Source organism: Pseudomonas sp. KB_12 (assembly GCF_052114545.1).
GTDB lineage: Bacteria > Pseudomonadota > Gammaproteobacteria > Pseudomonadales > Pseudomonadaceae > Aquipseudomonas > Aquipseudomonas brassicacearum.
This window is the reverse complement of sequence record NZ_JBFREY010000016.1, coordinates 59,568-82,524: the sequence shown is the minus strand read 5'-3', so window position 1 is coordinate 82,524 and position 22,957 is coordinate 59,568. Positions and strand designations below refer to the sequence as shown.

The following is a 22,957-nucleotide window of genomic DNA, read 5'->3' as shown; positions in this document are numbered from 1 at the left end:
CGTGGCTTACTTGCCAGCGGGCGGCTTGGCCACGGAGCACAGACGGATCGAGTCAGCGAGGATCTCGATGGCCTTGGGCCGCGGGAAACTGGCGCGCCAGGCGATGGCGACGGTGCGGAACGGCACGGGCGGCGTCAGCGGGCGGACTTCGATCACGCCCGGGGAGTAATGATGGCTGTCCACCGCCGACAGCGGCAGGATCGAAATGCCCAGGCCCGAGGCGACCATGTGGCGGATGGTTTCCAGGGAACTGGACTCCACCGTGGTGTGCTTGGCGCCTTCGCTGCCCTTGGTCAGGGTTGGGCAGGCTTCGAGCACCTGGTCGCGGAAGCAGTGGCCTTCGCCGAGCAACAGCAGGCTCTTGTCGTTGAGCAGGGCGGCGTCGATGGTCTTTTTCTGGGTCCAGGGGTGCTGGGCCGGCATCAGGACGTAGAACGGTTCGTCGTAGAGCGGCAGGGTCAGGACGTCGGCTTCGTTGAACGGCAGGGCGATGATGATCGCGTCCAGCTCGCCGTTGCGCAGCTTGTCGCGCAGCACATGGGTGAAGTTTTCTTCGATGTACAACGGCATCTGCGGGGCGACCCGGTGCAGTTGCGGAATCAGGTGCGGGAACAGGTACGGGCCGACGGTGTAGATCGCGCCGACTTTCAGCGGGGCGGTCAGTTGGTTCTTGCCGGCCTGGGCGAGTTCGCGAATGCCCTGGGCCTGCTCCAGGACCTTTTGTGCCTGGGCCACGATGCCTTCGCCCACGGGGGTCAGGCGCACGGCGCTTTTGCTGCGCTCGAAAATCAGCACACCGAGTTCGTCTTCAAGCTTTTTCACGCCCACCGACAACGTCGGCTGGCTGACGTGGCAACGCTCGGCCGCATGGCCGAAATGCTGCTCTTGGGCGAGGGTCACGATGTAGCGTAATTCTGTGAGGGTCATGGCGAGCGTCCGTGAAGTTGCGAGCCAAGCATACCGGCTGCAATCGATAGACGCACGTTATCAGACTGGGGGCGGGGTGTGACACTGTCCAATGTCTGTGTGGTCAGGGATTATTTAAGAATGTGGAGCTTCTGTGGGAGCAAGGCTTGCCCGCGATGAAGTTAACGCGGTGTTCGCTGGAACCGAGGTGCCTGTATCGCGAGCAAGCTTTGCTCCCACAGATGCCCTGGCTCCACAGATGGCTTTGCTCCCAATCCCCTGTGCTCCAAAACGCTTACCAGGAACAGCAAGCCCCTGTTACAGGGGCTGGTAATTGGGATCAGCGCCGGCGCTTGTCGATGGAGTACACAAACGGTGCCGTCAGTTCGATGGTGCCGTTGGTCAGCAGCTCGGCCGGTGGCTTGGGCAGCGGTTGGGCTTTGCGGATCATTTCCAGGGTGGCCTTGTCCAGCGAGTCCGTGCCGGAGCTGCCCACCAGTTCGAATGACAACACGTTGCCTTCGGCATCCACCACGAAACGCAGGCGGTTGGTGCCTTCCTTGTTCATCTGCTGGGCCCTGGGCGGGTACTTCTTGTACTTGCCCAGGTGCGCCAGCAGCGTGCCCTGCCAATTGGCCTTGGCAGCCGATTGTGCAGGCGACGGGCCAGGAGCCGGTTGCGCGGACTTCTCGGCCACTGACTGGGTTGGCGGGGTGTCGCTGGGCTTCTGCTCCGACGGCTGTTCCTTCGGCGGCTCGGGCTTTTTCTCCACCGGTTTGGGCTTGGGCGGTTGCGGCTTTGGCTTGGGCTTGACCGGCTTGGGCACGGAAATCTCCGGCTTCGGCGCTTCGGCAAGCTTGGGCAGCGGCAATTCTTCGACCGGCTCGGGAGGTTGCGGCGGTGTGACGACTTTGGGCGGTGCCGGTGGCGGCGGGGCTGGTACCGGCGCCAGCTCGACCATCATCGCCTGGGGAGGCAATTCGATGGGCGGGCGCGATGTCCAGTTCAGCGCCAGGGCGATGGCGAGCGCATGCGCGCCCAGCACCACTGCCAGGCTACCGCTGTAACGCGTCAGCTTTTGGCGCGTCGTGATCATTTTTTGGGCGCCGTCTCGAGTCCGACCAAACCGACCTTCAGGTAGCCGGCGCCCCGCAGCGCGTCCATCACGCTCATCAGGTCGCCGTAGTCCACGCCTTTGTCGGCCTGGAAGAAGATCGTCGTGTCTTTCTTGCCTTGGGTCTTGGCGTCGAGGGTCGCGCCGAGGGTTTCGGCCTTGACCTCGTCTTCACCCAGGAACAGCCGCTGGTCAGCCTTGACGCTGAGGAACACCGGTTTCTCCGGCCGTGGCGAAGGCTTGGCCGTCGACGCTGGCAGGTCAACCTTGATGTCCACGGTGGCGAGCGGGGCGGCCACCATGAAGATGATCAACAGCACCAGCATCACGTCGATGAACGGCGTGACGTTGATTTCGTGGTTCTCGGCCAGATCGTCGTCTGCGCCTTCTTTCAAATGCAGGCCCATGGCCGATTACCCCACTTTCACCATGTGCGGTTGCGAGCTGCGCTCGGTCGGCTGGTGGTCGAGGTCACGGCTGACCAGCAGCAGGACTTCGGCCGAAGCATCGGAGACCTGGGCCTTGTAGCCGGCAATGGAGCGGGCGAAAACGTTGTAGATCACGACGGCCGGGATCGCTGCGACCAGGCCCAAGGCCGTTGCAAGCAAGGCTTCGGCGATGCCGGGTGCGACGACGGCGAGGTTGGTGGTCTGGGTCTTGGCGATGCCGATGAAGCTGTTCATGATGCCCCACACGGTGCCGAACAGGCCGACGAATGGCGCGGTAGAGCCGATGGTGGCGAGCACGCCGGTGCCGCTGCTCATGCTGCGACCACAGGCGGCGACCAGGCGCTCGAGGCGGAAGCTCACGCGCTCCTTGATGCCTTCTTTCTCGCGGCTGTTGGCCGACAGGCGCATCTCTTCGAGTGCGTCATGCACCAGCAGGTTGGCAAGAGTGCCTGCCTTCGCGGCGGTGGCGCTGGCTTCCTTGAGGGTGGTGGCTTTTTTCAGGGCGGCGATTTCACCACGCAAGCGACGCTTGGCACCCAGTAGCTCGAAGCCTTTGGCAATCCAGATGGTCCAGGTGATGATCGAGGCGATGGCCAGGCCGATCATCACGATTTTCACGATGATGTCGGCGTTCTTGTACATGCCCCATGGCGACAGGTCGTGGGCCATGCCCAGGGAGTTGTCGGCATTTTGCTGTTCTTCTTCCATCTTCTTTGCCGCTTCGCCGAACTCGGACAATGCCTTTTGGACTTCTGGAGGAAGTGACGAGGTGTCCACGCTGCCGTCAGGGTTGCGCGGTACTTGCGGCGTGCTTGCAGCGGGTTCGCTAGTGGTTGCGGGAGCGGACGCTTGATCGGCGAATGCGGCGGCAGGTGCCAGCAGCAGGCTGAACAGCAGGGCGGCTACCGTGCCCCAGGCACGAGGTCGATTGGTTGGCGAAGCGGGGGATAGAGAGCGTTTCATGCTGGCCGGACCTGAGAGAAAAAAGAAGGTTGATGTTCTTCCAGGCCTCGGGGGCCGAGAACAAAAGTGGTGGGCATTATTGCAATTAATTCTTGTTAACAAAAGTAATACAGTTACTTTTTTTGTCCCATGGCTAGCCGCTCGTCCCCTGCGAAGGCTAGTCTGCGGCTTTGCCAGAGGAGTTCTTGATGTCCGCGCCTTCTGTTTTGATCGCCGGCTGCGGTGATATCGGCGGCCGCCTGGCCAGCCAGTTAGTGGCCGAACATTGGCAAGTCCATGGCCTGCGGCGCACGGTTTCGAACCTGCCGGCGGGCGTCATCGGGGTGGCGGGGGATTTGTTCAGCGAGCAATGCCCCGCCGCCTGGCCCACCGGGTCACTGGATTACCTGGTGTACAGCGCCGCGGCCACCGACCATGACGAAGCGGGTTATCGCACGGCTTATGTCGAGGGGTTGCAGCACGTGTTGAGCTGGTTGAAGCAGCATGGGCAGCAGCCCAAGCGTCTGCTGTTTGTGTCCAGCAGCAGTGTGTATGGGCAACAGCAGGGCGAATGGGTGGATGAAACTTCGCCAACCGTGGCCGGCGGGTATTCCGGTCGCCTGATGCTCGAAGCCGAGCAAGTGGCCTTGGACAGTGGCATCCCGGCCAGTCGCGTGCGCCTGACCGGCATCTATGGGCCGGGTCGGGAATGGTTGCTGAGCCAGGTGCGCCAAGGCTATCGCGTCGTGATCGACCCGCCGCTGTACGCCAATCGCATCCACGCCGATGATGCGGCCGGCTTGCTGGCGTTCCTGCTGGAGGCCGATCGCCAGGGCCAGGTGCTGGACGATTGCTACATCGGCGTCGACGACGCCCCTGCGCCGCTGGCCGAGGTGGTGGGCTGGTTGCGTGAATACATGGGCGTCACCCAGTGGGCCGAAGACGCCAGCGTGCGTCGTGCCGGCAGCAAGCGCTGCAGCAATGCCCGGGCGAAGGCCTTGGGATGGACGCCGCGGTATCCGAGTTTTCGCGAGGGGTATGCGGCGATTCTGGAAGGGCGCTGCTGACACGGGCCTGCTCGGCATGTGCTCGATGATGGGGTTCGGCGCCAAGGGCTAGTTCTCTATGGGCTCTTGCCGCCCTGAGTACCTTCCAGGTCTTGACTTGGTTCATCGAGCTCGCCGAGCATTAACCGCTGCTTGCCGAAGCCAAGAGTGATCTGCAGGCCACCCGCAACCGTTTCAGTCATCTTTTGCGTCGTCGGTGGGCCAACATCCTGTCGAACGACCTAACAGCGACAAGGACCGTCATCAATGCAAGCCAGTTTCAGCAAAGGCGTTATCTTTGCACTCTCCGCCGCCGCACTTAACGCCACGATAGGCGTGCTCAGCAAAGTGCTCATGAGCAATGGTTTCACCGCCAGCAGTGTCGCCGTCATAAAGACGGTCCTGGGTTGTCTGCTGCTCTCGGCCTTGCTGCTGTTTATCAAGCGTCCGGCGACGACGGCCAAATGGACCCAGGCGGCGATCTGCGCGTTTCTCGGTATCTTTGTGCTGTTCCACTTCGAAACGGCTGCCTATCGGCATTACGCTGCGGCGGGTGTAGTCGTGATGCTGATGGCCAGTGCTTCCATTTCCTCGATTGTGCTCGGACGCATAATCCTCAAGGATCCGATCACCGCGAACGCCACTGTGGGTGCCGCCTTGGCGATCGCCGGAATCGCGGTGATCTTTGGCGCCGATCTGCAGCAGGGCTTCACGCTCCAGGGCGTTGCGCTCGCGTCCATGGCGGGCTGCGGCTATGGGGCGTTTTCGGTAGCCATGAAGCGGATGGGCGTGTCCGGTGGGCTGCACTTCACTCGTCAGTTGCTGTTCTTCGGCAGCCTGTACTTGCTGATGCCGGCTTCGGCCGACGGCTTTGTGATCGGTGAGCTGTCGCCCTGGGCGATTGGCGCACTGCTGGCGTTGGCCGCGCTGCCGACCATCCTCGGTTTTTTCTGCACCACCAAGGCAATCGAGTACCTCAAGCCATCCCAGGTGCAAGCCTTGGAGCTGACCGAGCCGCTGTTCGCCGCACTGCTGGCATTTGTTGTGCTCAATGAGGTGCCGCGCGAAAGCCTGTACCCGGGCGCACTGCTGATCATCATTGGGCTGTGTTTCTCCAATGAGCTGATCCGCCTGGGTAGAAAAAAGCCAGTTCCGTCTCGCGCGTGAACCTTTGCCGGGAGGGGGCGCTCGTACAGTTACTTCAAGGCGCCCTGTCTCTTACTGCTTTTCCAGCAACCACTGCCGAGTGCCCGGCGTGAACGAAGGCATTTCATCGGCCAGCGCGGCGTTGACGGTCTGGAAGATCTCCAGCTTCTTGCCGTCGCGGGCAAAGATCCAGGTGTTGCCCTGGCCGTTCTGTTGCAGCCAGATGTTGTCGTTGCCACCGCTCATGGAGGCGCAATCGCCGGCCAGGCACAAGGCATAGCGATCGGCACCCGGAAGGCCGCTGACCTGGCCGTCGGGCTGGAATTGCACGGTGGCGCCCTGGCCGGGGCCGCTGGCGATGTTCCAGGTGCCGCCCAGGTAGGCGGCATACAGCGCACGCTCGAAACTGGCACCGATGGGCGCGCCTTCCGGGACCTGGACTTGTGCGCGATCGAAGACCTGCTGCGGTTCGTTCTCGGTGGCGGCCTGGCTCAACTGGTCGCCGTCGCGCTTGAGTTCGCTGGCGGAGCTGCCGTAGAAATCGACTTTCCAGGCGCCGTCTTCTTCGCCCAGCAATTTGCCTTCGACGTTTTCAAAACCGTTGGTGTAGCGCGCCTGGCCGGCCCGGGTGTTGACGTCCCATTCCAGGTTCGGGCCATAGCCCTGCAGCGCTTCGCGAAGCGGGCCGCCCTTGGCGGCAGCGTCGATGGCTGCCTGGTTGATCCAGGTGCCGCTGATGTCACGGTCGGCAGGGTCGCTGGCGCAGCCGCCCAGAAGCAGGGCAGCCAGCGAGAGAGCAAGCGCTTTGCGCATGGTGGAATCCTTTCAAGACGAAAACGGCGCAGCGGGGGAGGCTGCGCCGGCCTTATTACTCGATGACCAGGATGGCATCCATCTCAACCTGAGCGCCCTTGGGCAGGGCAGCCACGCCGATGGCGGCGCGGGCAGGGTAAGGCTGGTCGAAGTACTTGCCCATCACCTCGTTGACCTTGGCGAAGTGGCTCAGGTCGGTGAGGAAGATGTTCAGCTTGACGATGTCCTTGAACGAACCACCGGCGGCCTCGGCCACGGCCTTGAGGTTTTCGAACACCTGCACGGTCTGGGCTTCGAAGCCTTCCACCAGCTCCATGGTCTTGGGGTCCAGTGGAATCTGGCCCGACATGTACACGGTGTTGCCAGCCTTGATCGCCTGGGAATAAGTACCGATGGCGGCCGGGGCCTTGTCGCTGGTGATAACAGTCTTGGTCATGAATGACTCCTGATAACGAATGGGCTACGCGCGCATGCGGGTGATGCGGATAACGCCGGTCAGGGCGCGCAGTTTCTTGATCACGCGGGCCAGGTGCACACGGTCGTGTACGCTGACCACCAATTGAACGACGCTGATGCGGCCATCGCGTTCATCCATGCTGATTTTTTCGATATTGCCGTCGGCGGCATTGACGCTGCTGGCCAGCAGGGCGATCAGGCCGCGCTGGTGCTCCAGCTCGACCCGCAGCTCGACGTTGAATTCGCCGGTGACATCCTTGGCCCAGGAGAGCTGGATGCATTTTTCCGGGTTGTGCCGGATTTCGCTGATGTTGCGGCAGTTGTCCAGGTGCACGACCATCCCTTTGCCGGCGGACAAATGGCCGACAATCGGGTCGCCCGGGATCGGCGTGCAACACTTGGCATAACTGAGCACCAGGCCCTCGGTGCCGCGAATCGCCAGCGGGCCTTCGGGGCTTGGCAACTGTTCGCCTTCGCCGAGCAGGCGACGGGCAACGACGTAGGCCATGCGATTGCCCAGGCCGATGTCTTCGAGCAGGTCTTCGATCAATTCGAGACGGTATTCGTGGAGCATCAGTTGCACGCGCTCGGCCGGGATCTTGTCCAGCGAGCTGTCGAAACCGTTCAGCACCTTGTTCAGCAGGCGTTCGCCGAGGCTGATGGATTCGGAGCGGCGTTGCAGTTTCAGGGCGTGACGGATATGGGTGCGGGCCTTGCCGGTGACCACGAAATTGAGCCATGCCGGGTTGGGTCGTGCGCCCGGGGCGCTGACGATTTCAACCGTGGAGCCGCTTTGCAGCGGTTCGGACAACGGTGCCAGGCGGCGGTTGATCCGGCACGCGATGCAACTGTTGCCGACGTCGGTGTGCACCGCATAGGCAAAGTCCACGGCCGTGGAGCCTTTGGGCAGCTCCATGATCCGGCCCTTGGGCGTGAAGACGTAGACCTCGTCCGGGAACAGATCGATCTTCACGCTCTCGATGAATTCCAGGGAGTTGCCGGCACGCTGCTGCATTTCCAGCACGCCCTTGACCCACTGCCGGGCACGGGCGTGGGTGCTCTTGGGTTGTTCGTCACCGCTGGATTTGTACAGCCAGTGAGCGGCGATGCCATTATTGGCCATCTCTTCCATTTCGCGGGTGCGGATCTGGATTTCGATGGGTACGCCGTGCATGCCGAACAGCGTGGTGTGCAGCGACTGATAGCCGTTGGCCTTGGGGATCGCGATGTAATCCTTGAAGCGCCCCGGCAACGGTTTGTACAAATTATGTACAGCGCCCAGCACGCGGTAGCAGGTATCGACCTTGTCGACGATGATCCGGAACGCGTAGACGTCCATGATTTCGTTGAAGGCCCGACGCTTGCCGCGCATTTTCTTGTAGATGCCGTAGAGGTGTTTCTGCCGCCCGCTGACTTCGCCTTCGATGCCGTCGATGGCCAGGCAGTGGCTCAGGGACTCTTCGATCTTGTTGACGATTTCCTTGCGGTTGCCCCGGGCGCGCTTGACGGCCTGGTTGATCCGCGCCGAACGCATCGGGTGCATGGCCTTGAAACCGAGGTCTTCGAACTCGATGCGGATCGCGTGCATGCCCAGGCGGTTGGCGATGGGGGCGTAGATTTCCAGGGTTTCCTTGGCGATGCGCCGGCGTTTTTCGCCGGACAGCACTTCCAGGGTGCGCATGTTGTGCAGGCGGTCGGCGAGCTTGACCAGGATCACGCGAATGTCGCGGGCCATGGCCATGGCCATTTTCTGGAAGTTCTCGGCCTGGGCCTCGGCCTTGGTCTCGAAGTTCATCTGGGTCAGCTTGCTGACCCCGTCGACCAGTTCGGCCACGGTTTCGCCGAACTGCGCTTGCAGCGCTTCCTTGGCAATGCCGGTGTCTTCGATCACGTCATGCAGCATCGCCGCCATCAGGCTCTGATGGTCCATGTGCATGTCGGCAAGAATATTCGCCACCGCAAGGGGATGCGTGACGTACGCCTCGCCGCTGCGGCGGCGTTGGCCGTCGTGGGCTTGTTCGGCGTAGAAATAGGCTCGGCGGACCAGGTTGACCTGGTCCGTGCCGAGGTAGGCCGATAAGCGATCGGCGAGGGCGTCTATGCTCGGCATGATGATGACTCCTGCCGTTTGCTGTGACCCCGCGCCGTGCTACGTCGACCAGGCATAGGCTTAGACCGCCTCGTTGGACTCGTCCTCGAACGCTGCGAACAGCGGTTCGTCTTCGACGATTTCAGCGTTGGCGATGAACTCGTAGCTCATCAGGCCTTCGGCGATTTCACGCAGCGCTACTACGGTAGGCTTGTCGTTTTCCCACTGGACCAACGGCTCTTTGCCACCGGTGGCCAGTTGACGGGCACGCTTGGTAGAGAGCATGACCAGCTCAAAGCGGTTTTCCACGTGTTCTAGGCAGTCTTCAACGGTTACGCGGGCCATGGTATTCCTCGGAGCGAATGCAATATGCGCGCTGCCCGGTTGGGCGAGCGGACTCGACAGTTTAAAAAAACACCAGCGTTTAGGGAAGCGCTGATTTTTTAACCAAACCCCTCGGCGCGCTGCGACTACCAATGTAAAGCCGTCGCAGCGGTTTTGGGAAGAGCTGTTCAGCCCAACAATTCGGCCAATAATTTGCCGAAACGTTGCTGCTGGCGTTTCTGCTGCAGCTGGCTGGCGCGGAAAATCGCCTTCAGGTCGTCCAGCGCGTGGGCGAAATCGTCGTTGATGATCAGGTAATCATAGTCGACGTAGTGACTCATCTCGCTGACCGCTTCGCGCATCCGGCCCTCGATGATGTCGTCGCTGTCCTGGCCACGGTTGGTCAGGCGCTGGCGCAGGGCCTGCTGGCTCGGCGGCAGGATGAAGATCGAACGGGCCTGGGGCATCAGCTTGCGCACCTGCTCGGCGCCTTGCCAGTCGATTTCCAGGATCAGGTCGTGACCTTCGTCCAGGGTCTGCTGCAAGTAGCTTTGTGAAGTGCCATAAAGGTTGCCGAAAACTTCGGCGCGCTCCAGGAAGTCGCCGTGTTCGGCCATCTTCACGAACTCTTCGCGGTCGACGAAGTGATAGTTCACACCATTCACTTCGCCCGGACGCATGGCGCGGGTGGTGTGCGAGACCGAGACGCGGATCTGCGGTTCGGCATCGATCAGTGCCTTGACCAGGCTGGTCTTGCCGGCGCCCGAGGGCGCGGAAATGATGTAGAGGGTGCCGGTGCTGTGGGTCATGTCGTTAGCCTTACTCAATGTTTTGCACTTGTTCGCGCATTTGTTCGATCAACACCTTGAGGTTGACCGCCGCCTGGGTGCTGCGCGGGTCGAAGGCCTTGGAGCCCAGTGTATTGGCCTCGCGGTTGAGCTCCTGCATCAGGAAGTCGAGGCGGCGACCGGCCGCACCGCCGGACTTGAGCACCCGGCGAACTTCGATGATGTGGGTGCTCAGGCGATCCAGTTCTTCGGCCACGTCGCTCTTTTGCGCGAGCATGACCATTTCCTGTTCCAGGCGTTGCGGGTCCAGCTCGGCCTTCATGTCGGTGAAGCGGTCGAGGACCTTCTGGCGCTGGGTGGCGAGCATCTGCGGGACCAGTTCGCGCAGGGTGCTGACGTCTTCTTCGATGGAGGTCAGGCGCTCGTTGATCAGCCGGGCCAGCTCCGCACCTTCGCGCTCGCGGCCGGCCTTGAGTTCCTTGAGTCCTTCATTGAACAGCGCCATCGCCTCGGCGTTCAGCGCCTGCGGGTCGCTCGCGTCACCCACCAGCACGCCGGGCCAGCCCAGGACTTCCAGTGGGTTCAGGGCGGCAGGGTGCTTGATCAGGCTGGCGACGGTTTCGGCGGCGGCGACCAGTTGCGCGGCGCGCTCGCGGTCCACCTGCAAGGCTTTGCCAGTGTTTTCTTCGGTGAAGCGCAGGGTGCATTCCAGCTTGCCCCGGGACAGGCCCTGGCGCAGCGCCTCGCGCACGCCGCCTTCGAGGTCGCGGAAAGACTCGGGCAGGCGCAGGTGCGGCTCCAGGTAGCGGCTGTTGACCGAGCGCAGTTCCCAGCTCAGCGTGCCTTGGGCCCCGGCTTTTTCGACGCGGGCGAAGGCGGTCATGCTGTGCACCATGGAGGATCCTCGCAATGCAGGCGGCCACAACGGGTGGTCGTGGGGCCTGGAATCTGTGAATAAAAGCCGAAGGGCAGCAAAGGCGCAGGATTGTAGCGCAGTGAAGCGCATGCCCCCAACCGCGCTTGCGACAAAGCGCAGCAGCCCGTCGGGCGGGCCTTTGCGCGGCCTCGCTCGCGCCGGCTTTTTAGAACCGAGCGACGTTTAACTGCCCTATGACGATTCACGGCTCTATAATGCTCGGCAGTTTTCCGTCCTCCGTACAGGTATTCCCTATGAAACGTCCAAGTGGTCGCGCTGCCGATCAGCTTCGCTCGATCCGCATTACCCGCAACTACACCAAACACGCCGAGGGATCTGTACTGGTCGAATTCGGTGATACCAAAGTCATCTGCACTGTCAGTGTCGAAAACGGCGTGCCACGGTTCCTCAAGGGTCAGGGCCAGGGCTGGTTGACGGCCGAATACGGCATGCTGCCGCGCGCCACCGGTGAGCGGAACCAGCGTGAGGCCAGCCGTGGCAAGCAAGGCGGCCGTACCCTGGAAATCCAACGTTTGATCGGCCGTTCGCTGCGTGCTGCCCTGGACATGTCCAAGTTGGGCGACGTAACGCTGTATGTCGATTGCGACGTGATCCAGGCCGACGGCGGTACCCGTACTGCCTCCATCACCGGGGCTATGGTCGCCCTGGTCGATGCCTTGAAAGTGATCAAGAAGCGCGGCGGCCTCAAGGGCGGCGACCCGCTCAAGCAAATGATCGCCGCTGTGTCCGTGGGCATGTACCAGGGCGAGCCGGTGCTGGACCTGGATTACCTGGAAGACTCCGCTGCCGAGACTGACCTGAACGTGGTCATGACCAGTGCCGGCGGTTTCATCGAAGTCCAGGGCACCGCCGAGGGCGCACCGTTCCAGCCGGAAGAATTGAACGCTATGCTGGAGTTGGCGAAGAAAGGCATGAACGAAATCTTCGAACTGCAAAAGGCCGCCTTGGCTGACTGATCGATTCCCGCTTCAAGACAAGGAGAGCGTCATGAGTGATGAGCAAATCCTACTGCCCCAGCCGAGCAAAGAGGCGCGTCAATGGGCAATGTTTTGTCACCTGTCCGCCTTGTTGGGGATCTGGATTCCGTTCGGCACGCTGATCGGGCCGCTGGTGCTCTGGCAGCTCAAGCGTGAGTCCGACCCGTTCATCGATGCCCAGGGCAAGGAAGCGCTGAACTTCCAGATCACCGTGGCGATTGCCTCGGCGATCAGCCTGCTGCTGATGGTCGTGGTGATCGGCTTCTTCCTGTTCGGCCTGGTGGCCATCGGTGCGCTGGTGCTGACGATCATTGGTGGCGTGAAGGCCAATGAAGGGCAGCCGTATCGGTATCCGTTTACCTGGCGCTTGGTCAAATAACGATCAGCGCTGCGATTCAAGGACAATGCCCCGGCTTATCGGGGCATTGTCTTTTTTGAAGTCATGAATGTTTCTCTTTATGTGCAGTCTTCCATTGCGTAGCGAGTGAGTGTGCGCATATTCCGCTCTTACACTTCTAGTCACAACTGCACAGTTTTAGTGCGGTCTCTATGCTTGGCAATAAGACACTTCGATTGATAGAGTTGCGCCAAGTTATATTCCTCCAGAAATATTTCGATATATTCAGACCATTGAAGGTCCTTGAATTCAAAGCCAATCAGTGTTGAGACAATCAACTTGTTCAAGAGGCGTGTCCAGGTAAAAAGTTCGCCCCTGAATATATGTTCAAAGAATAAACACTCATGTTTCAGCTCGATTTCTATGGAACACTTGTCGCCGCCTCTCTAGTGCTTTTGCTGGGGCGCGGACTTGTTACACGTGTTGGTTTTCTACGCGCCTACAATATCCCTGAGCCTGTAGCGGGCGGGCTGGTAGTTGCCCTGGTGCTCCTGGCTTTGCGGGGGCTTGAAGTTGAAGTTCGATTTGATACTTCATTGCAGACACCGTTGATGCTGGCATTTTTTGCCACGATTGGCCTGAGCGCAGACTTCGCGAGCCTGAAGAAAGGCGGGCGCGTAGTTGGGATTTTCCTGCTGGCGGTCGTCGGCCTGTTGGTGGTCCAGAATGCCATGGGCATCGGGCTCGCAAAAGCGCTGGGGCTCGATCCGCTAATGGGGTTGCTGACTGGCTCGATCAGCTTGGCGGGCGGTCACGGTACCGGCGCGGCGTGGGGGACGGTGTTCAGTGAGAAGTACGGTCTGGCTTCCGCCTCCGAACTTGCGATGGCTTCCGCGACGTTTGGTTTGGTGTTGGGTGGCTTGATCGGTGGACCGGTTGCGCGCCTGCTCATCAAGCGTGTCCAGTCACCCGGCGGCCTTGAATCAGAAAAGCCCCGGATACCCAAGGGCTTCGAACAGCCGAACAAAGAGCGCTCGATTACACCGTTTTCGTTTATCGAGACGCTGGCGCTGATTGCGGTCAGCCTGTTGGTCGGTACGCTCTTGAATGGGCAGCTCCACGACACCGCATTCGAGTTGCCGACATTCGTTTGTGTCTTGTTCGTGGGGGTGGTCCTGCGTAATGGACTTTCGGCACTCGGCTTGTATCAGGTCTTTGAGCGAGAAGTGTCCGTACTTGGCAATGTCAGCCTGTCACTGTTCCTGGCGATCGCCTTGATGTCACTCAAGTTGTGGGAGCTGGCGTCGCTGGCCTTGCCGATATTCATTATCCTGGCGGCCCAGACATTGGTCATGGCGCTGTTTGCGATTTTCGTGACGTTCAGAATCATGGGCAGTCATTACGATGCAGCCGTCTTGGCGGCAGGGCATTGCGGTTTTGGGTTGGGCGCCACGCCGACGGCCATCGCCAACATGCAGGCAGTGACGCAGCGCTATGGGCCTTCACAGATAGCGTTTCTGGTGGTGCCGATGGTGGGAGCGTTCTTCATCGATATCATTAACGTCATCGTCATCAAGTTGTACCTTGCCCTGCCGTTTTTTGCCGTGGCTTGAGGTTCTGCGCGGTAGCGTTCGCCATAAAAAATGCCCGTATCTTGCGATACGGGCATTTTCTTTGGTCGGTCGACCTGGGGATGTCGCCGGGACGTTTAGATGGTCAGCGTCCAGTCGTAATCCACGATCAGCGGCGCATGCTGCGAGAACCGTGGCTGACGCGGCAGGCGGGCGCTGCGTACGAAGCGGCGCAGCCCAGGTGTCAGCAACTGGTAGTCGAAGCGCCAGCCAAGGTTGAGCATCTCGGCCTGTTCGTTGTCCGGCCACCAGCTGTACTGGTCGCCTTCACGGCTGACTTCGCGCAGGGCGTCGACATAACCCATGTTGCCAATGATCTCGTCCATCCAGGCCCGTTCCGGCGCCAGGAAACCAGGAGATTGCTGGCTGTCACGCCAGTTCTTGATATCCAGTTTCTGTTGCGCCACGTACAGCGAGCCACAATAGATGTACTCGCGACGTTTGCGCCGCTGTTTATCCAGATAACGGGCGAAGTCGTCCATCAACTTGAATTTCTGATTCAAATCTTCATCGCCGTTCTGCCCCGAAGGGAGCAGTAAGGTCGCGATGCTGACCTTGTCGAAATCGGCTTGCAGGTAGCGCCCGTAGCGGTCCGCCGTCTCGAAACCGAGACCGTTGATGACAGCCTTCGGTTGCAGCCGCGAGTACAAAGCCACGCCACCCTGGGCGGGGACTTCGGCATCGCAGGCATAAAGGAAGTAACCATCCAGTTGGAAGGCTGCATCGTCCAGTTCAAAGGCGGAGGCGCGGGTGTCCTGCAGGCAGATGACGTCGGCATTCTGTGCTTGCAGCCAACTGAGCAAACCACGCTCGACTGCAGCCTGAATACCATTGACGTTCACACTGATGATCCGCATAAATGGCCCCAAAAATCACGTGCGTGTATGATACACGCCGTGTACCTATTTAGCTAAATCCGCGGTATTTGAGGCTTTTTTTCATGCAGGCGTATCAGCGCGATTTCATTCGCTTTGCCATCGATCGCGGCGTTTTGCGCTTCGGTGAGTTCACCCTCAAGTCCGGGCGCACCAGCCCGTACTTCTTCAATGCCGGCCTGTTCAACACCGGTTCCGCCCTGGCGCAACTGGGTCGTTTCTATGCGGCGGCCATCGTTGAGAGCGGTATCCCGTTCGATGTGCTGTTCGGCCCGGCCTACAAAGGCATCCCGCTGGCCGCCACCACTGCTGTCGCCCTGGCCGAACACCACGGCCGCGACCTGCCTTGGTGCTTCAACCGCAAGGAAGCCAAGGCCCATGGCGAAGGCGGCAGCCTGGTGGGTGCAGCGCTGACCGGCGACGTGTTGATCATCGACGACGTCATCACTGCCGGTACTGCCATTCGCGAAGTGATGCAGATCATCGGTTCCCAGGAAGGCGCCAAGGCCGCTGGCGTGCTGATCGCCCTGAACCGCCAGGAGCGCGGCAACGGTGAGCTGTCGGCGATCCAGGAAGTGGAGCGTGACTTCGGCATTCCGGTGATCAGCATTGTGTCGCTGAACCAAGTGCTGGAGTTTTTGGCCGACGATCCGCAGCTCAAGCAGCATTTGCCGGCGGTTGAGGCTTATCGGGCGCAGTTCGGCGTCTAAGAAGCCCGCTGATTTTGATCTTGTGGCGAGGGAGCTTGCTCCCGCTGGGCTGCGCAGCGGCCCCAACATTTTTGCGGTCGCTGCGCGACCGAGCGGGAGCAAGCTCCCTCGCCACAAAAAACATCATCTGAAAAAGAGGCGCAAAAAAAAGACCCCGCTCAGTCTGGCTGAGCAGGGTCTTTTTTTACCGGTATCGCTTAAGGACGCTTGCGATTGCTGATCAACGTACCCACGCCGGTGTCGGTGAAGATCTCCAGCAGGATCGCATTCGGTACCCGGCCGTCGATGATCAGCGAGCTGCCGACGCCGCCTTGTACCGCTTCCAGCGCGCAACGAATCTTCGGCAGCATGCCGCCGTAGATGGTGCCGTCGGCGATCAGGTCATCGACCTGCTGGGTCGACAGTCCGGTCAGGACTTTGCCCGACTTGTCCATCAAGCCGGCGATGTTGGTCAGCAGCATCAGCTTTTCAGCTTTCAGTGCCTCGGCAACCTTGCCCGCCACCAAATCGGCGTTGATGTTGTACGACTCACCGTTGGCGCCCACGCCGATGGGCGCGATGACCGGGATGAAGTCGCCCTTGACCAGCAGGTTCAGCAGGTCGGTGTTGATGCCGACCACTTCGCCCACATGACCGATGTCGATGATTTCCGGCTGGGTCATCTCCGGTGTCTGGCGGGTAACGGTGAGTTTCTTCGCCCGGATCAGCTCGGCGTCCTTGCCTGTCAGGCCGATGGCGCTGCCGCCATGACGGTTGATCAGGTTGACGATGTCCTTGTTGACCTGGCCACCCAGGACCATTTCCACCACATCCATGGTCTGCGCGTCGGTCACGCGCATGCCATCGATGAAGTGGCTTTCGATCGACAGGCGCTTGAGCAGGTCACCGATCTGCGGGCCACCACCGTGTACCACCACCGGGTTGATGCCCACGGCCTTCATCAGCACGATGTCGCGGGCGAAGCCGGTCTTGAGCTCCTCGCTTTCCATCGCGTTGCCGCCGTATTTGATCACCAGGGTCTTGCCGACGTAGCGTCGGATATAAGGCAACGCTTCGGACAGGACCTTGGCGGTGTTGGCGGCGGCTTCGCGTTCGAGGGTCATTCAGGGCTCCGGTAGTGCTTCAAAAAATCAAAACGGTAGTTGGAGATCAGGTGCAACACGTTTGAGTTGGGTGTGGAACACATCCTTGATGCGCTGCAGTTCGGCCTCGTTGTCGGCCTCGAAACGCAGTACCAGCACCGGTGTGGTGTTGGATGCGCGAACCAGGCCCCAGCCTTGGGGATAGTCGACCCGCACACCATCGATGGTGGTCAGTTCGGCGCCTTCGCCCCATTGAGCGTCGTGCAGTGCATCAATGATGCTGAATTTGCTCTCTTCGGTCACATGGATATTGATTTCTGGCGTAGAAATATCGTTCGGGAAGGTTGCGAACAGCTCTTCGGCCGTGGATTTCTCCTTGCTGAGGATTTCCAGCAGGCGCGCGGCGCTGTAGATGCCGTCGTCAAAACCGAACCAGCGTTCCTTGAAGAAGATGTGGCCGCTCATTTCGCCGGCCAGCAGGGCGCCGCTTTGTTTCATTTTCTTCTTGATCAACGAATGACCGGTTTTCCACATCAGTGGGCGACCGCCATATTCCTTGATCAGCGGCACCAGGCGACGGGTGCATTTGACGTCGAAAATGATCTCGGCATTCGGGTTGCGCGCCACCACGTCCTTGGCAAACAGCATCAGCAGGCGGTCGGGGAACACCACGCTGCCGGTATTGGTCACCACGCCCACGCGGTCGCCGTCGCCGTCGAAGGCCAGGCCCAGGTCGGCGTTGGTTTCCTTGACCTTGGCGATCAGGTCTTCGAGGTTTTCCAGCTTGCCCGGATCCGGGTGGTGGTTAGGGAAGTTGCCGTCCACGTCGCAGAACAGCGGGATGACTTCGCAGTTCAGGGCTTCGATCAGTTGCGGGGCGATCACGCCAGCCGCGCCGTTGCCGCAATCGACCACCACTTTCAGGCGACGGGCGAGTTTCACGTCCTTGACGATCTCGTCGTTGTAGCGAGGAAGGATATCGACCTTGGTCACGCTGCCCTGGCCGCTGCTCAGGTCGTTGGTCTTGAGGCGGGTGTGCAGGGCCTGGATCTGCTCGTTGGCGAGGGTGTCGCCGGCGATGACGATCTTGAAGCCGTTGTAGTTCGATGGGTTGTGGCTGCCGGTGAGCATCACCCCGGACTTGCCGGCCAACACGTTGGCGGCGTAGTACAGCGCCGGGGTCGGCACCAGGCCTACGTCGCTGACGTGGCAGCCACTGTCGGCAACGCCTTTGATCAGTTGTTCGACCAGCTCGGGGCCCGACAAGCGGCCATCACGGCCGACGCTCACATTCGGTTCGCCCTGGGCCAGGCTTTGGGAGCCGATGGCGCGGCCGATCCAGTAGGCGGTTTCGGCGGTGAGGGTTTCCGGTACCACGCCACGGATGTCGTAGGCGCGGAAGATGCTGTCAGGGAAGATCGGGGCGATTGCGGCTGGGGTGTTCATGGGCGGGGCGCTCTATCAGGAAAGTGACTGGACAGGCCGACGGGTAGCGTCGGCAGGCTCAAGCTGAAGGGTATGACGGCGTTTTTGACAGAGAGTTCGTGGTGGGAAAGTGCCATGAGACAGCGTTACCCTGGCCTCGCTCGCCTAATACATTGATTCCGGGTGGGAAACCTAGCAGAAAGCCATTGCGCATTTTTTGTCCTGAAACACAAGCTTCACAAACGAGCCGGGCAGGACGCCCGGCCTGTAACCACCGGTCAATGGCTGCCGGAGTGCCCGAAACCACCCGCGCCGCGCTGGCTCTCGTCGAATTCCTCGACCAGTTCGAAGTGGGCCTGGACCACCGGCACCAGGACCAGCTGCGCGATGCGTTCGCCCACGACAATGTTGAAGGCTGTTTGGCCGCGGTTCCAGCACGACACCATCAGTTCGCCCTGGTAGTCAGAATCGATCAGGCCCACCAGGTTGCCCAGCACGATGCCGTGCTTATGGCCCAGGCCCGAGCGCGGCAGGATCAGCGCGGCCAGGCCCGGATCGCCGATGTACACCGACAGGCCGGTAGGAATCAGCAGGGTCTGGCCCGGCTCCAGGATCGTGTCCTGCTTGAGCATCGCCCGCAGGTCGAGGCCGGCGGAGCCCGGTGTGGCGTATTGCGGCAGCGGGAATTCGTTGCCGATGCGTGGGTCGAGGATCTTGGCTTGTAGGGCGTGCATGACATTAAACCTGGTTCAGACGTTCGGCGATAAAGGTGATCAGCTGACGGGCAATCTTGCTCTTGCTGGTCTGGGCGAAAAGTGTGGCGTGCAACTGGCGGTCGATCACGCTGCAGGCGTTTTCTTCGCTGTTGAAGCCGATGCTCGGGTTGGCCACGTCGTTGGCGACGATCAAGTCGAGGTTCTTGTCCTTGAGCTTGCGTGCGGCGTAATCGAGCAGGTGTTCGGTCTCGGCGGCAAAGCCGACACTGAACGGGCGGTCGGGGCGGGTGGCGATGCTGGCCAGGATGTCCGGGTTGCGCACCATTTGCAGTAGCAGGCCGTCGCCGCTTGTAGGGTCTTTCTTCAATTTTTGCGGGGCAACGACTTCGGGGCGGTAGTCCGCCACCGCCGCCGAGGCGATGAACAGGTCGCAGGGGATGGCTGCTTCACAGGCTGCGAGCATGTCCCGGGCGCTGACCACGTCGATGCGCGTGACCCGGTCCGGGGTCGGCAAGTGCACGGGACCGGTGATCAGCGTCACCCGGGCGCCGGCTTCCACGGCGGCTTCGGCCAGGGCGAAGCCCATTTTCCCGGAGCTGTGGTTGGTGATGTAGCGCACCGGGTCGATGTTTTCCTGGGTCGGTCCGGCGGTGATCAGCACGTGCTTGCCGGTCAGGGCCTGGCGCTGGAAGCAGTCGGCGGCGCACTGGGCGAGGTCGGTGGCTTCGAGCATGCGGCCCATGCCGACATCGCCGCAGGCCTGGCTTCCGGAGGCTGGGCCGAAGACTTTCAGGGCGCGGCTTTCCAGCAGTTGCAGGTTGGCCTGGGTGGCCGGGTCGCGCCACATGGCCTGGTTCATGGCCGGCGCCACGGCGACCACCGCGTCGGTGGCGAGCACCAGGGTGGTCAGCAGGTCGTCGGCGATGCCTTGGGCCAAGCGGGCGATCAGGTCGGCCGTGGCCGGGGCGATCAGCACCAGGTCGGCCCACTTGGCCAATTCGATATGACCCATGGCGGCTTCGGCCGCCGGGTCGAGCAAATCCAGGTGGACCGGGTGCCCGGACAGGGCTTGCATGGTCAGCGGGGTGATGAACTCGCTGCCACCGCGGGTCATGACGACCCGAACTTCCGCGCCCTGGTCGATAAGCCTGCGAACCAGCTCGGCGCTCTTGTAGGCGGCAATGCCGCCGCCGACGCCCAGAACGATGCGTTTCCGATACAGCCGCTGCATAGGCCTGCCTTTCGATTTCAGTGGTCAGTGCAGGGCGAACCCCTTGGCAGCCGCCTGCCAGGGTGCAAATCGCCTGCAAAAAAGATGGGCTACGATATCACAGCGACCGCTACGGAACAGCGGCGCCCACAATCAGGGAGATGCCATGAGTATTCGCGATTGGCCCGCGGCCGAGCGGCCACGGGAGCGGTTATTGGCGCTAGGGGCGGGGAGTCTATCGGACGCCGAGCTGCTGGCGATTTTTTTACGAACCGGTGTGTCGGGCAAAAGCGCGGTAGATCTGGCGCGACAACTATTGATTCAATTTGGCAGCCTGCGCGCGCTGCTTGAAGCCGATCAGATCACATTCAGTAATCATATGGGGCTCGGGCCGGCGAAGTTTGCCCAGCTGCAAGCGGCTCAGGAAATGAGTCGTCGGCATTTGGCTGAGCAGGCGCGGGAAAAAACGTCGCTGGAAAGCCCGTTCGCGGTGCGTGAGTACCTGAAGTCGATGCTGCGCCACGAACCCCACGAGGTTTTCGGTTGCCTGTTTCTCAATTCCAAGCACCAGGTGTTGACCTTCGAGGCGCTGTTCCGCGGCTCTATCGACAGCGCCAGTGTCCATCCCCGGCAGGTCGTCAAGCGCGCCCTGGCCCACAACGCCGCAGCGTTGATCCTGTGCCACAACCACCCCTCCGGCAACACCGAGCCCAGCCAGGCCGACCGGGTGCTCACTGAGCGGCTTCAGGAGGCGTTGGAACTGATCGATGTGCGGGTGCTCGACCACTTCATCGTTGGCGATGGGGAGCCGTTGTCGATGGCGGAGCGTGGGTGGATGTAGGTCGTCGCTGACGAGTCTAGGCCCTGTGTGGGAGCGAGCTTGCTCGCGATAGCGGTCGGTCAGTCAACATTGATGTTATCTGGCTAGCCGCCATCGCGAGCGCTCCCACAGGGGGCTGTGGTTATTTGATGTTGACCTTGGAGTAATCCTGGCGCCCAAACGGGCTGACCGAATAACCCTGCACATCCTTGCGGGTCAGGGCGAACGCGGTCGGGTGCGCCAGGGGCAGCCACAGGGCCTGTTGCTGGATCTGGGCCTGGGCCTGCTCGTAGAGCTTGGCCCGCACGCCTTGTTCGCCGGTGGTCTTGCCGGCGCTGATCAGTTTGTCCAGGTCGGCGTTGCAGTAGCGGGCGAAGTTGGTGCCGGACTTGACCGCCGCGCAGGAAAACTGTGGCGTGAGGAAGTTGTCCGGGTCGCCATTGTCGCCGGCCCAACCCATGAACAGCAAATCATGTTCGCCGGCCTTGGCGCGACGGATCAGTTCGCCCCATTCGATCACCCGGATCTCGGCCTGGATGCCGATCTGCGCCAGGTCGGACTGCAGCAGTTGTGCGCCAACGCTGGGGTTGGGGTTCAGCAGGCTGCCGGAAGGGCGGGTCCAGATGGTGGTCTGGAAGCCTTCCTTCAAGCCGGCCTTGGCCAACAGGTCGCGGGCCTTGGCCTGGTCATGGGCGTAGCCGGGCAGGCTTTTGGCGTAGCTCCAGGTGTTGGGCGGGTAGGGGCCATTGGCGGCTTCGGCGGTGCCTTCGAAGACGGTCTTCAGGTAGCTGGCCTTGTCGAAGGCCAGGTTGATGGCTTGGCGCACCTCAGGCTTGTCCAGCGGCGGATGCTGGCTGTTGATCGCCACGAACGCGGTCATGAACGCGTCGGTCTGCTCGACCTTCAGCGTAGGTTCTTGCTTGGCGGCTTGTACGTCCAACGGCTTGGGCGACAGGGCGATCTGACATTCGTTGCGACGCAATTTCTGCAGGCGTACGTTGGCGTCCGGCGTGATGGCGAAGACCAGCGGGTCCACTTGGGGCTTGCCGCCGAAATAGGTGTCGTTGGCCTTGTAGCGAATCGAGGCGTCCTTCTGGAACCGGCTGAAAATGAACGGGCCGGTGCCGATCGGCAGGCTGTTGAGCTTTTCCGGCGTGCCGGCCTTCATCAACTGATCGGCGTATTCGGCCGAATAAATGGAGGCAAAACCCATGCTCAACGTCGCCAGGAAGGTCGAGTCGGCGTGATCGAGGGTGAAGCGCACGGTCAGCGGGTCCAGTGCGTCGACTTTCTTGATCAGCGCTGGCAGTTGCATGGACTGGGCGTGGGGGAAGCCGCTTTGCGCCACCTTGTGCCAGGGGTTCGCCGGGTCGAGCATGCGCTCGAAGCTGAACTTCACGTCCTCGGCGGTCAGGTCGCGGCGTGGCGTGAAGTAGTCGGTGTGGTGGAACTTGACCTGTGGCCGCAGCTTGAACACGTAGGCCAGGCCATCGGTGGAGACTTCCCAGCGCTCGGCCAGGCTGGGGACCACTTTGCCGCTGGCGGTGTCGAAGTCCACCAGGCGGTTCATCAGCACGTCGGCGGAGGCGTTGGTGGTCGTCAGGGAGTTGTACTGGACGACATCGAACCCTTCCGGGCTGGCTTCGGTGCAGACGCTCAGGGCGGCGGCCAAGGCCTGCGGGGTGATCAGCAGAGGGGCGAGCAACAATGGTAGGGCAGCGAGGCGCATGGTCGGTTTCCTGTGCAAGTCGAAGGCCCATCTGCGAGTGCAGTCTGGAAAAGGCCTACCCTAGTGGGCTCGCCGCTAAATGACTATCCCCTTTTTGCATTTTCCGGCACTCTGCGCCGACGCGTTGAAGGACTAAAAATCGCCGCGGGAGAAAAAAACCTGCGTTCAGCGACGAGCGGTAAGGGGCTGCGCCAGCCTCTGCCCCCGCCGCCCGGGGCGGTTGGCCGATGATTCGCCATGAAGACAAATCACATCGGCTGTTGTTGCACCGTGGTCTTTCTGGTATAAAGCAGCGCTCTTTTCTAGGGGCCCGGTTCCTTCACTGTAGGTGTAGCCGGTAAGACCCTTAAAGAAACGCGGCGCCTGGCGCCAAATGACTGAGAGATTAAGCGGCCAACCCATGCCGGGTTGGGCATGTGGTTTTAGAGGGCTGAG

The 22,957-nt window shown here is 61.3% G+C and carries 23 protein-coding genes and 1 pseudogene; 7 read left to right on the top strand and 17 right to left on the bottom strand.

What is annotated here, in order from left to right; translation table 11 throughout:
• Window positions 1-6 precede the first annotated feature (6 nt).
• The 4 genes from AB4Z20_RS15315 to exbB all read right to left on the bottom strand — a co-directional run bounded on the left by AB4Z20_RS15315 (window position 7) and on the right by exbB (window position 3,432).
• Complete coding sequence (locus AB4Z20_RS15315) at window positions 7-927, bottom strand: hydrogen peroxide-inducible genes activator (RefSeq protein ID WP_072343175.1); 921 nt, start codon at window positions 925-927, stop codon at window positions 7-9.
• Between the two features lie 319 nt (window positions 928-1,246).
• Window positions 1,247-2,002, bottom strand: a complete 756-nt coding sequence (locus tag AB4Z20_RS15310; RefSeq protein WP_442090173.1) for an energy transducer TonB — start codon at window positions 2,000-2,002, stop codon at window positions 1,247-1,249.
• Window positions 1,999-2,427: a TonB system transport protein ExbD gene (gene exbD, locus AB4Z20_RS15305; protein ID WP_003206888.1), complete on the bottom strand. Its 429-nt coding sequence runs from the start codon at window positions 2,425-2,427 to the stop codon at window positions 1,999-2,001. Before exbD ends, AB4Z20_RS15310 begins: the two co-directional genes overlap by 4 nt.
• A gap of 6 nt (window positions 2,428-2,433) precedes the next feature.
• Window positions 2,434-3,432: a tonB-system energizer ExbB gene (gene exbB, locus AB4Z20_RS15300; RefSeq protein ID WP_442090172.1), complete on the bottom strand. Its 999-nt coding sequence runs from the start codon at window positions 3,430-3,432 to the stop codon at window positions 2,434-2,436.
• A 188-nt stretch (window positions 3,433-3,620) separates the two neighbouring features.
• Between exbB and AB4Z20_RS15295 the strand changes: the two genes are divergently transcribed.
• Window positions 3,621-4,478, top strand: coding sequence for an SDR family oxidoreductase (locus AB4Z20_RS15295; protein ID WP_258689902.1), 858 nt, complete (start codon window positions 3,621-3,623; stop codon window positions 4,476-4,478).
• A 56-nt stretch (window positions 4,479-4,534) separates the two neighbouring features.
• On the opposite strand, the gene AB4Z20_RS15290 is transcribed toward AB4Z20_RS15295, so the two are convergent.
• Window positions 4,535-4,660 carry a hypothetical protein gene (locus AB4Z20_RS15290; protein WP_320389623.1) on the bottom strand — a complete coding sequence of 42 codons (126 nt, stop codon included), beginning with the start codon at window positions 4,658-4,660 and terminating at the stop codon, window positions 4,535-4,537.
• Window positions 4,661-4,724: 64 nt separating this feature from the next.
• Between AB4Z20_RS15290 and AB4Z20_RS15285 the strand changes: the two genes are divergently transcribed.
• Entirely contained in the window at window positions 4,725-5,624 is a 900-nt protein-coding gene (locus AB4Z20_RS15285; RefSeq protein WP_253470404.1) for a DMT family transporter, read from the top strand.
• Window positions 5,625-5,675: 51 nt separating this feature from the next.
• On the opposite strand, the gene AB4Z20_RS15280 is transcribed toward AB4Z20_RS15285, so the two are convergent.
• The 6 genes from AB4Z20_RS15280 to AB4Z20_RS15255 all read right to left on the bottom strand — a co-directional run bounded on the left by AB4Z20_RS15280 (window position 5,676) and on the right by AB4Z20_RS15255 (window position 10,968).
• Window positions 5,676-6,416: a hypothetical protein gene (locus AB4Z20_RS15280; protein WP_253470402.1), complete on the bottom strand. Its 741-nt coding sequence runs from the start codon at window positions 6,414-6,416 to the stop codon at window positions 5,676-5,678.
• Between the two features lie 55 nt (window positions 6,417-6,471).
• A complete protein-coding gene (locus AB4Z20_RS15275) occupies window positions 6,472-6,852 on the bottom strand; it encodes a RidA family protein (RefSeq protein ID WP_003206880.1) in 381 nt (126 codons plus the stop codon).
• A gap of 24 nt (window positions 6,853-6,876) precedes the next feature.
• The gene (gene spoT, locus AB4Z20_RS15270; protein ID WP_053190083.1) at window positions 6,877-8,982 is read right to left on the bottom strand and encodes a bifunctional GTP diphosphokinase/guanosine-3',5'-bis pyrophosphate 3'-pyrophosphohydrolase; all 2,106 of its coding nucleotides are present in this window, start codon (window positions 8,980-8,982) and stop codon (window positions 6,877-6,879) included.
• Window positions 8,983-9,042: 60 nt separating this feature from the next.
• Window positions 9,043-9,306, bottom strand: coding sequence for a DNA-directed RNA polymerase subunit omega (rpoZ, locus tag AB4Z20_RS15265; RefSeq protein ID WP_003177259.1), 264 nt, complete (start codon window positions 9,304-9,306; stop codon window positions 9,043-9,045).
• Between the two features lie 167 nt (window positions 9,307-9,473).
• Window positions 9,474-10,094 (bottom strand): guanylate kinase, encoded by a 621-nt coding sequence (gene gmk, locus AB4Z20_RS15260; RefSeq protein WP_003206877.1) that lies wholly within the window; start codon window positions 10,092-10,094, stop codon window positions 9,474-9,476.
• 10 nt (window positions 10,095-10,104) lie between these two features.
• On the bottom strand, window positions 10,105-10,968 hold the full coding sequence (locus tag AB4Z20_RS15255; RefSeq protein WP_253470400.1) for a YicC/YloC family endoribonuclease: 864 nt from the start codon (window positions 10,966-10,968) through the stop codon (window positions 10,105-10,107).
• 275 nt (window positions 10,969-11,243) lie between these two features.
• On the opposite strand from AB4Z20_RS15255, the gene rph reads away from it, so the two are divergent.
• The 3 genes from rph (at window position 11,244) to gltS (ending at window position 13,937) form a co-directional block, all read left to right on the top strand.
• The gene (gene rph / locus AB4Z20_RS15250; RefSeq protein ID WP_003177262.1) at window positions 11,244-11,966 is read left to right on the top strand and encodes a ribonuclease PH; all 723 of its coding nucleotides are present in this window, start codon (window positions 11,244-11,246) and stop codon (window positions 11,964-11,966) included.
• 31 nt (window positions 11,967-11,997) lie between these two features.
• Window positions 11,998-12,366, top strand: a complete 369-nt coding sequence (locus tag AB4Z20_RS15245) for a DUF4870 domain-containing protein (protein ID WP_013694558.1) — start codon at window positions 11,998-12,000, stop codon at window positions 12,364-12,366.
• A 362-nt stretch (window positions 12,367-12,728) separates the two neighbouring features.
• Window positions 12,729-13,937, top strand: a complete 1,209-nt coding sequence (gene gltS, locus AB4Z20_RS15240) for a sodium/glutamate symporter (protein ID WP_442090171.1) — start codon at window positions 12,729-12,731, stop codon at window positions 13,935-13,937.
• A 95-nt stretch (window positions 13,938-14,032) separates the two neighbouring features.
• Here the strand turns inward: gltS and AB4Z20_RS15235 are convergent, their stop codons facing one another.
• The gene (locus tag AB4Z20_RS15235) at window positions 14,033-14,812 is read right to left on the bottom strand and encodes an exodeoxyribonuclease III (RefSeq protein ID WP_013694557.1); all 780 of its coding nucleotides are present in this window, start codon (window positions 14,810-14,812) and stop codon (window positions 14,033-14,035) included.
• Window positions 14,813-14,895: 83 nt separating this feature from the next.
• On the opposite strand from AB4Z20_RS15235, the gene pyrE reads away from it, so the two are divergent.
• Entirely contained in the window at window positions 14,896-15,540 is a 645-nt protein-coding gene (pyrE, locus tag AB4Z20_RS15230) for an orotate phosphoribosyltransferase (RefSeq protein WP_018602506.1), read from the top strand.
• Window positions 15,541-15,737: 197 nt separating this feature from the next.
• Here the strand turns inward: pyrE and argB are convergent, their stop codons facing one another.
• From argB to coaBC, 4 genes and pseudogenes are all read right to left on the bottom strand, one after another.
• Window positions 15,738-16,643, bottom strand: a complete 906-nt coding sequence (gene argB, locus AB4Z20_RS15225; RefSeq protein WP_003206871.1) for an acetylglutamate kinase — start codon at window positions 16,641-16,643, stop codon at window positions 15,738-15,740.
• 27 nt (window positions 16,644-16,670) lie between these two features.
• A pseudogene (locus AB4Z20_RS15220) lies at window positions 16,671-18,074 on the bottom strand (phosphomannomutase/phosphoglucomutase); the annotation flags it as partial.
• Window positions 18,075-18,325: 251 nt separating this feature from the next.
• Window positions 18,326-18,781 carry a dUTP diphosphatase gene (gene dut, locus AB4Z20_RS15215; protein WP_135847774.1) on the bottom strand — a complete coding sequence of 152 codons (456 nt, stop codon included), beginning with the start codon at window positions 18,779-18,781 and terminating at the stop codon, window positions 18,326-18,328.
• Window positions 18,782-18,785: 4 nt separating this feature from the next.
• Window positions 18,786-19,994 carry a bifunctional phosphopantothenoylcysteine decarboxylase/phosphopantothenate--cysteine ligase CoaBC gene (gene coaBC / locus AB4Z20_RS15210; RefSeq protein WP_003206865.1) on the bottom strand — a complete coding sequence of 403 codons (1,209 nt, stop codon included), beginning with the start codon at window positions 19,992-19,994 and terminating at the stop codon, window positions 18,786-18,788.
• Between the two features lie 145 nt (window positions 19,995-20,139).
• On the opposite strand from coaBC, the gene radC reads away from it, so the two are divergent.
• Entirely contained in the window at window positions 20,140-20,814 is a 675-nt protein-coding gene (gene radC, locus AB4Z20_RS15205) for a RadC family protein (protein ID WP_013694555.1), read from the top strand.
• Window positions 20,815-20,935: 121 nt separating this feature from the next.
• On the opposite strand, the gene AB4Z20_RS15200 is transcribed toward radC, so the two are convergent.
• The gene (locus AB4Z20_RS15200; RefSeq protein WP_253470393.1) at window positions 20,936-22,522 is read right to left on the bottom strand and encodes an ABC transporter substrate-binding protein; all 1,587 of its coding nucleotides are present in this window, start codon (window positions 22,520-22,522) and stop codon (window positions 20,936-20,938) included.
• Window positions 22,523-22,957 lie beyond the last annotated feature (435 nt).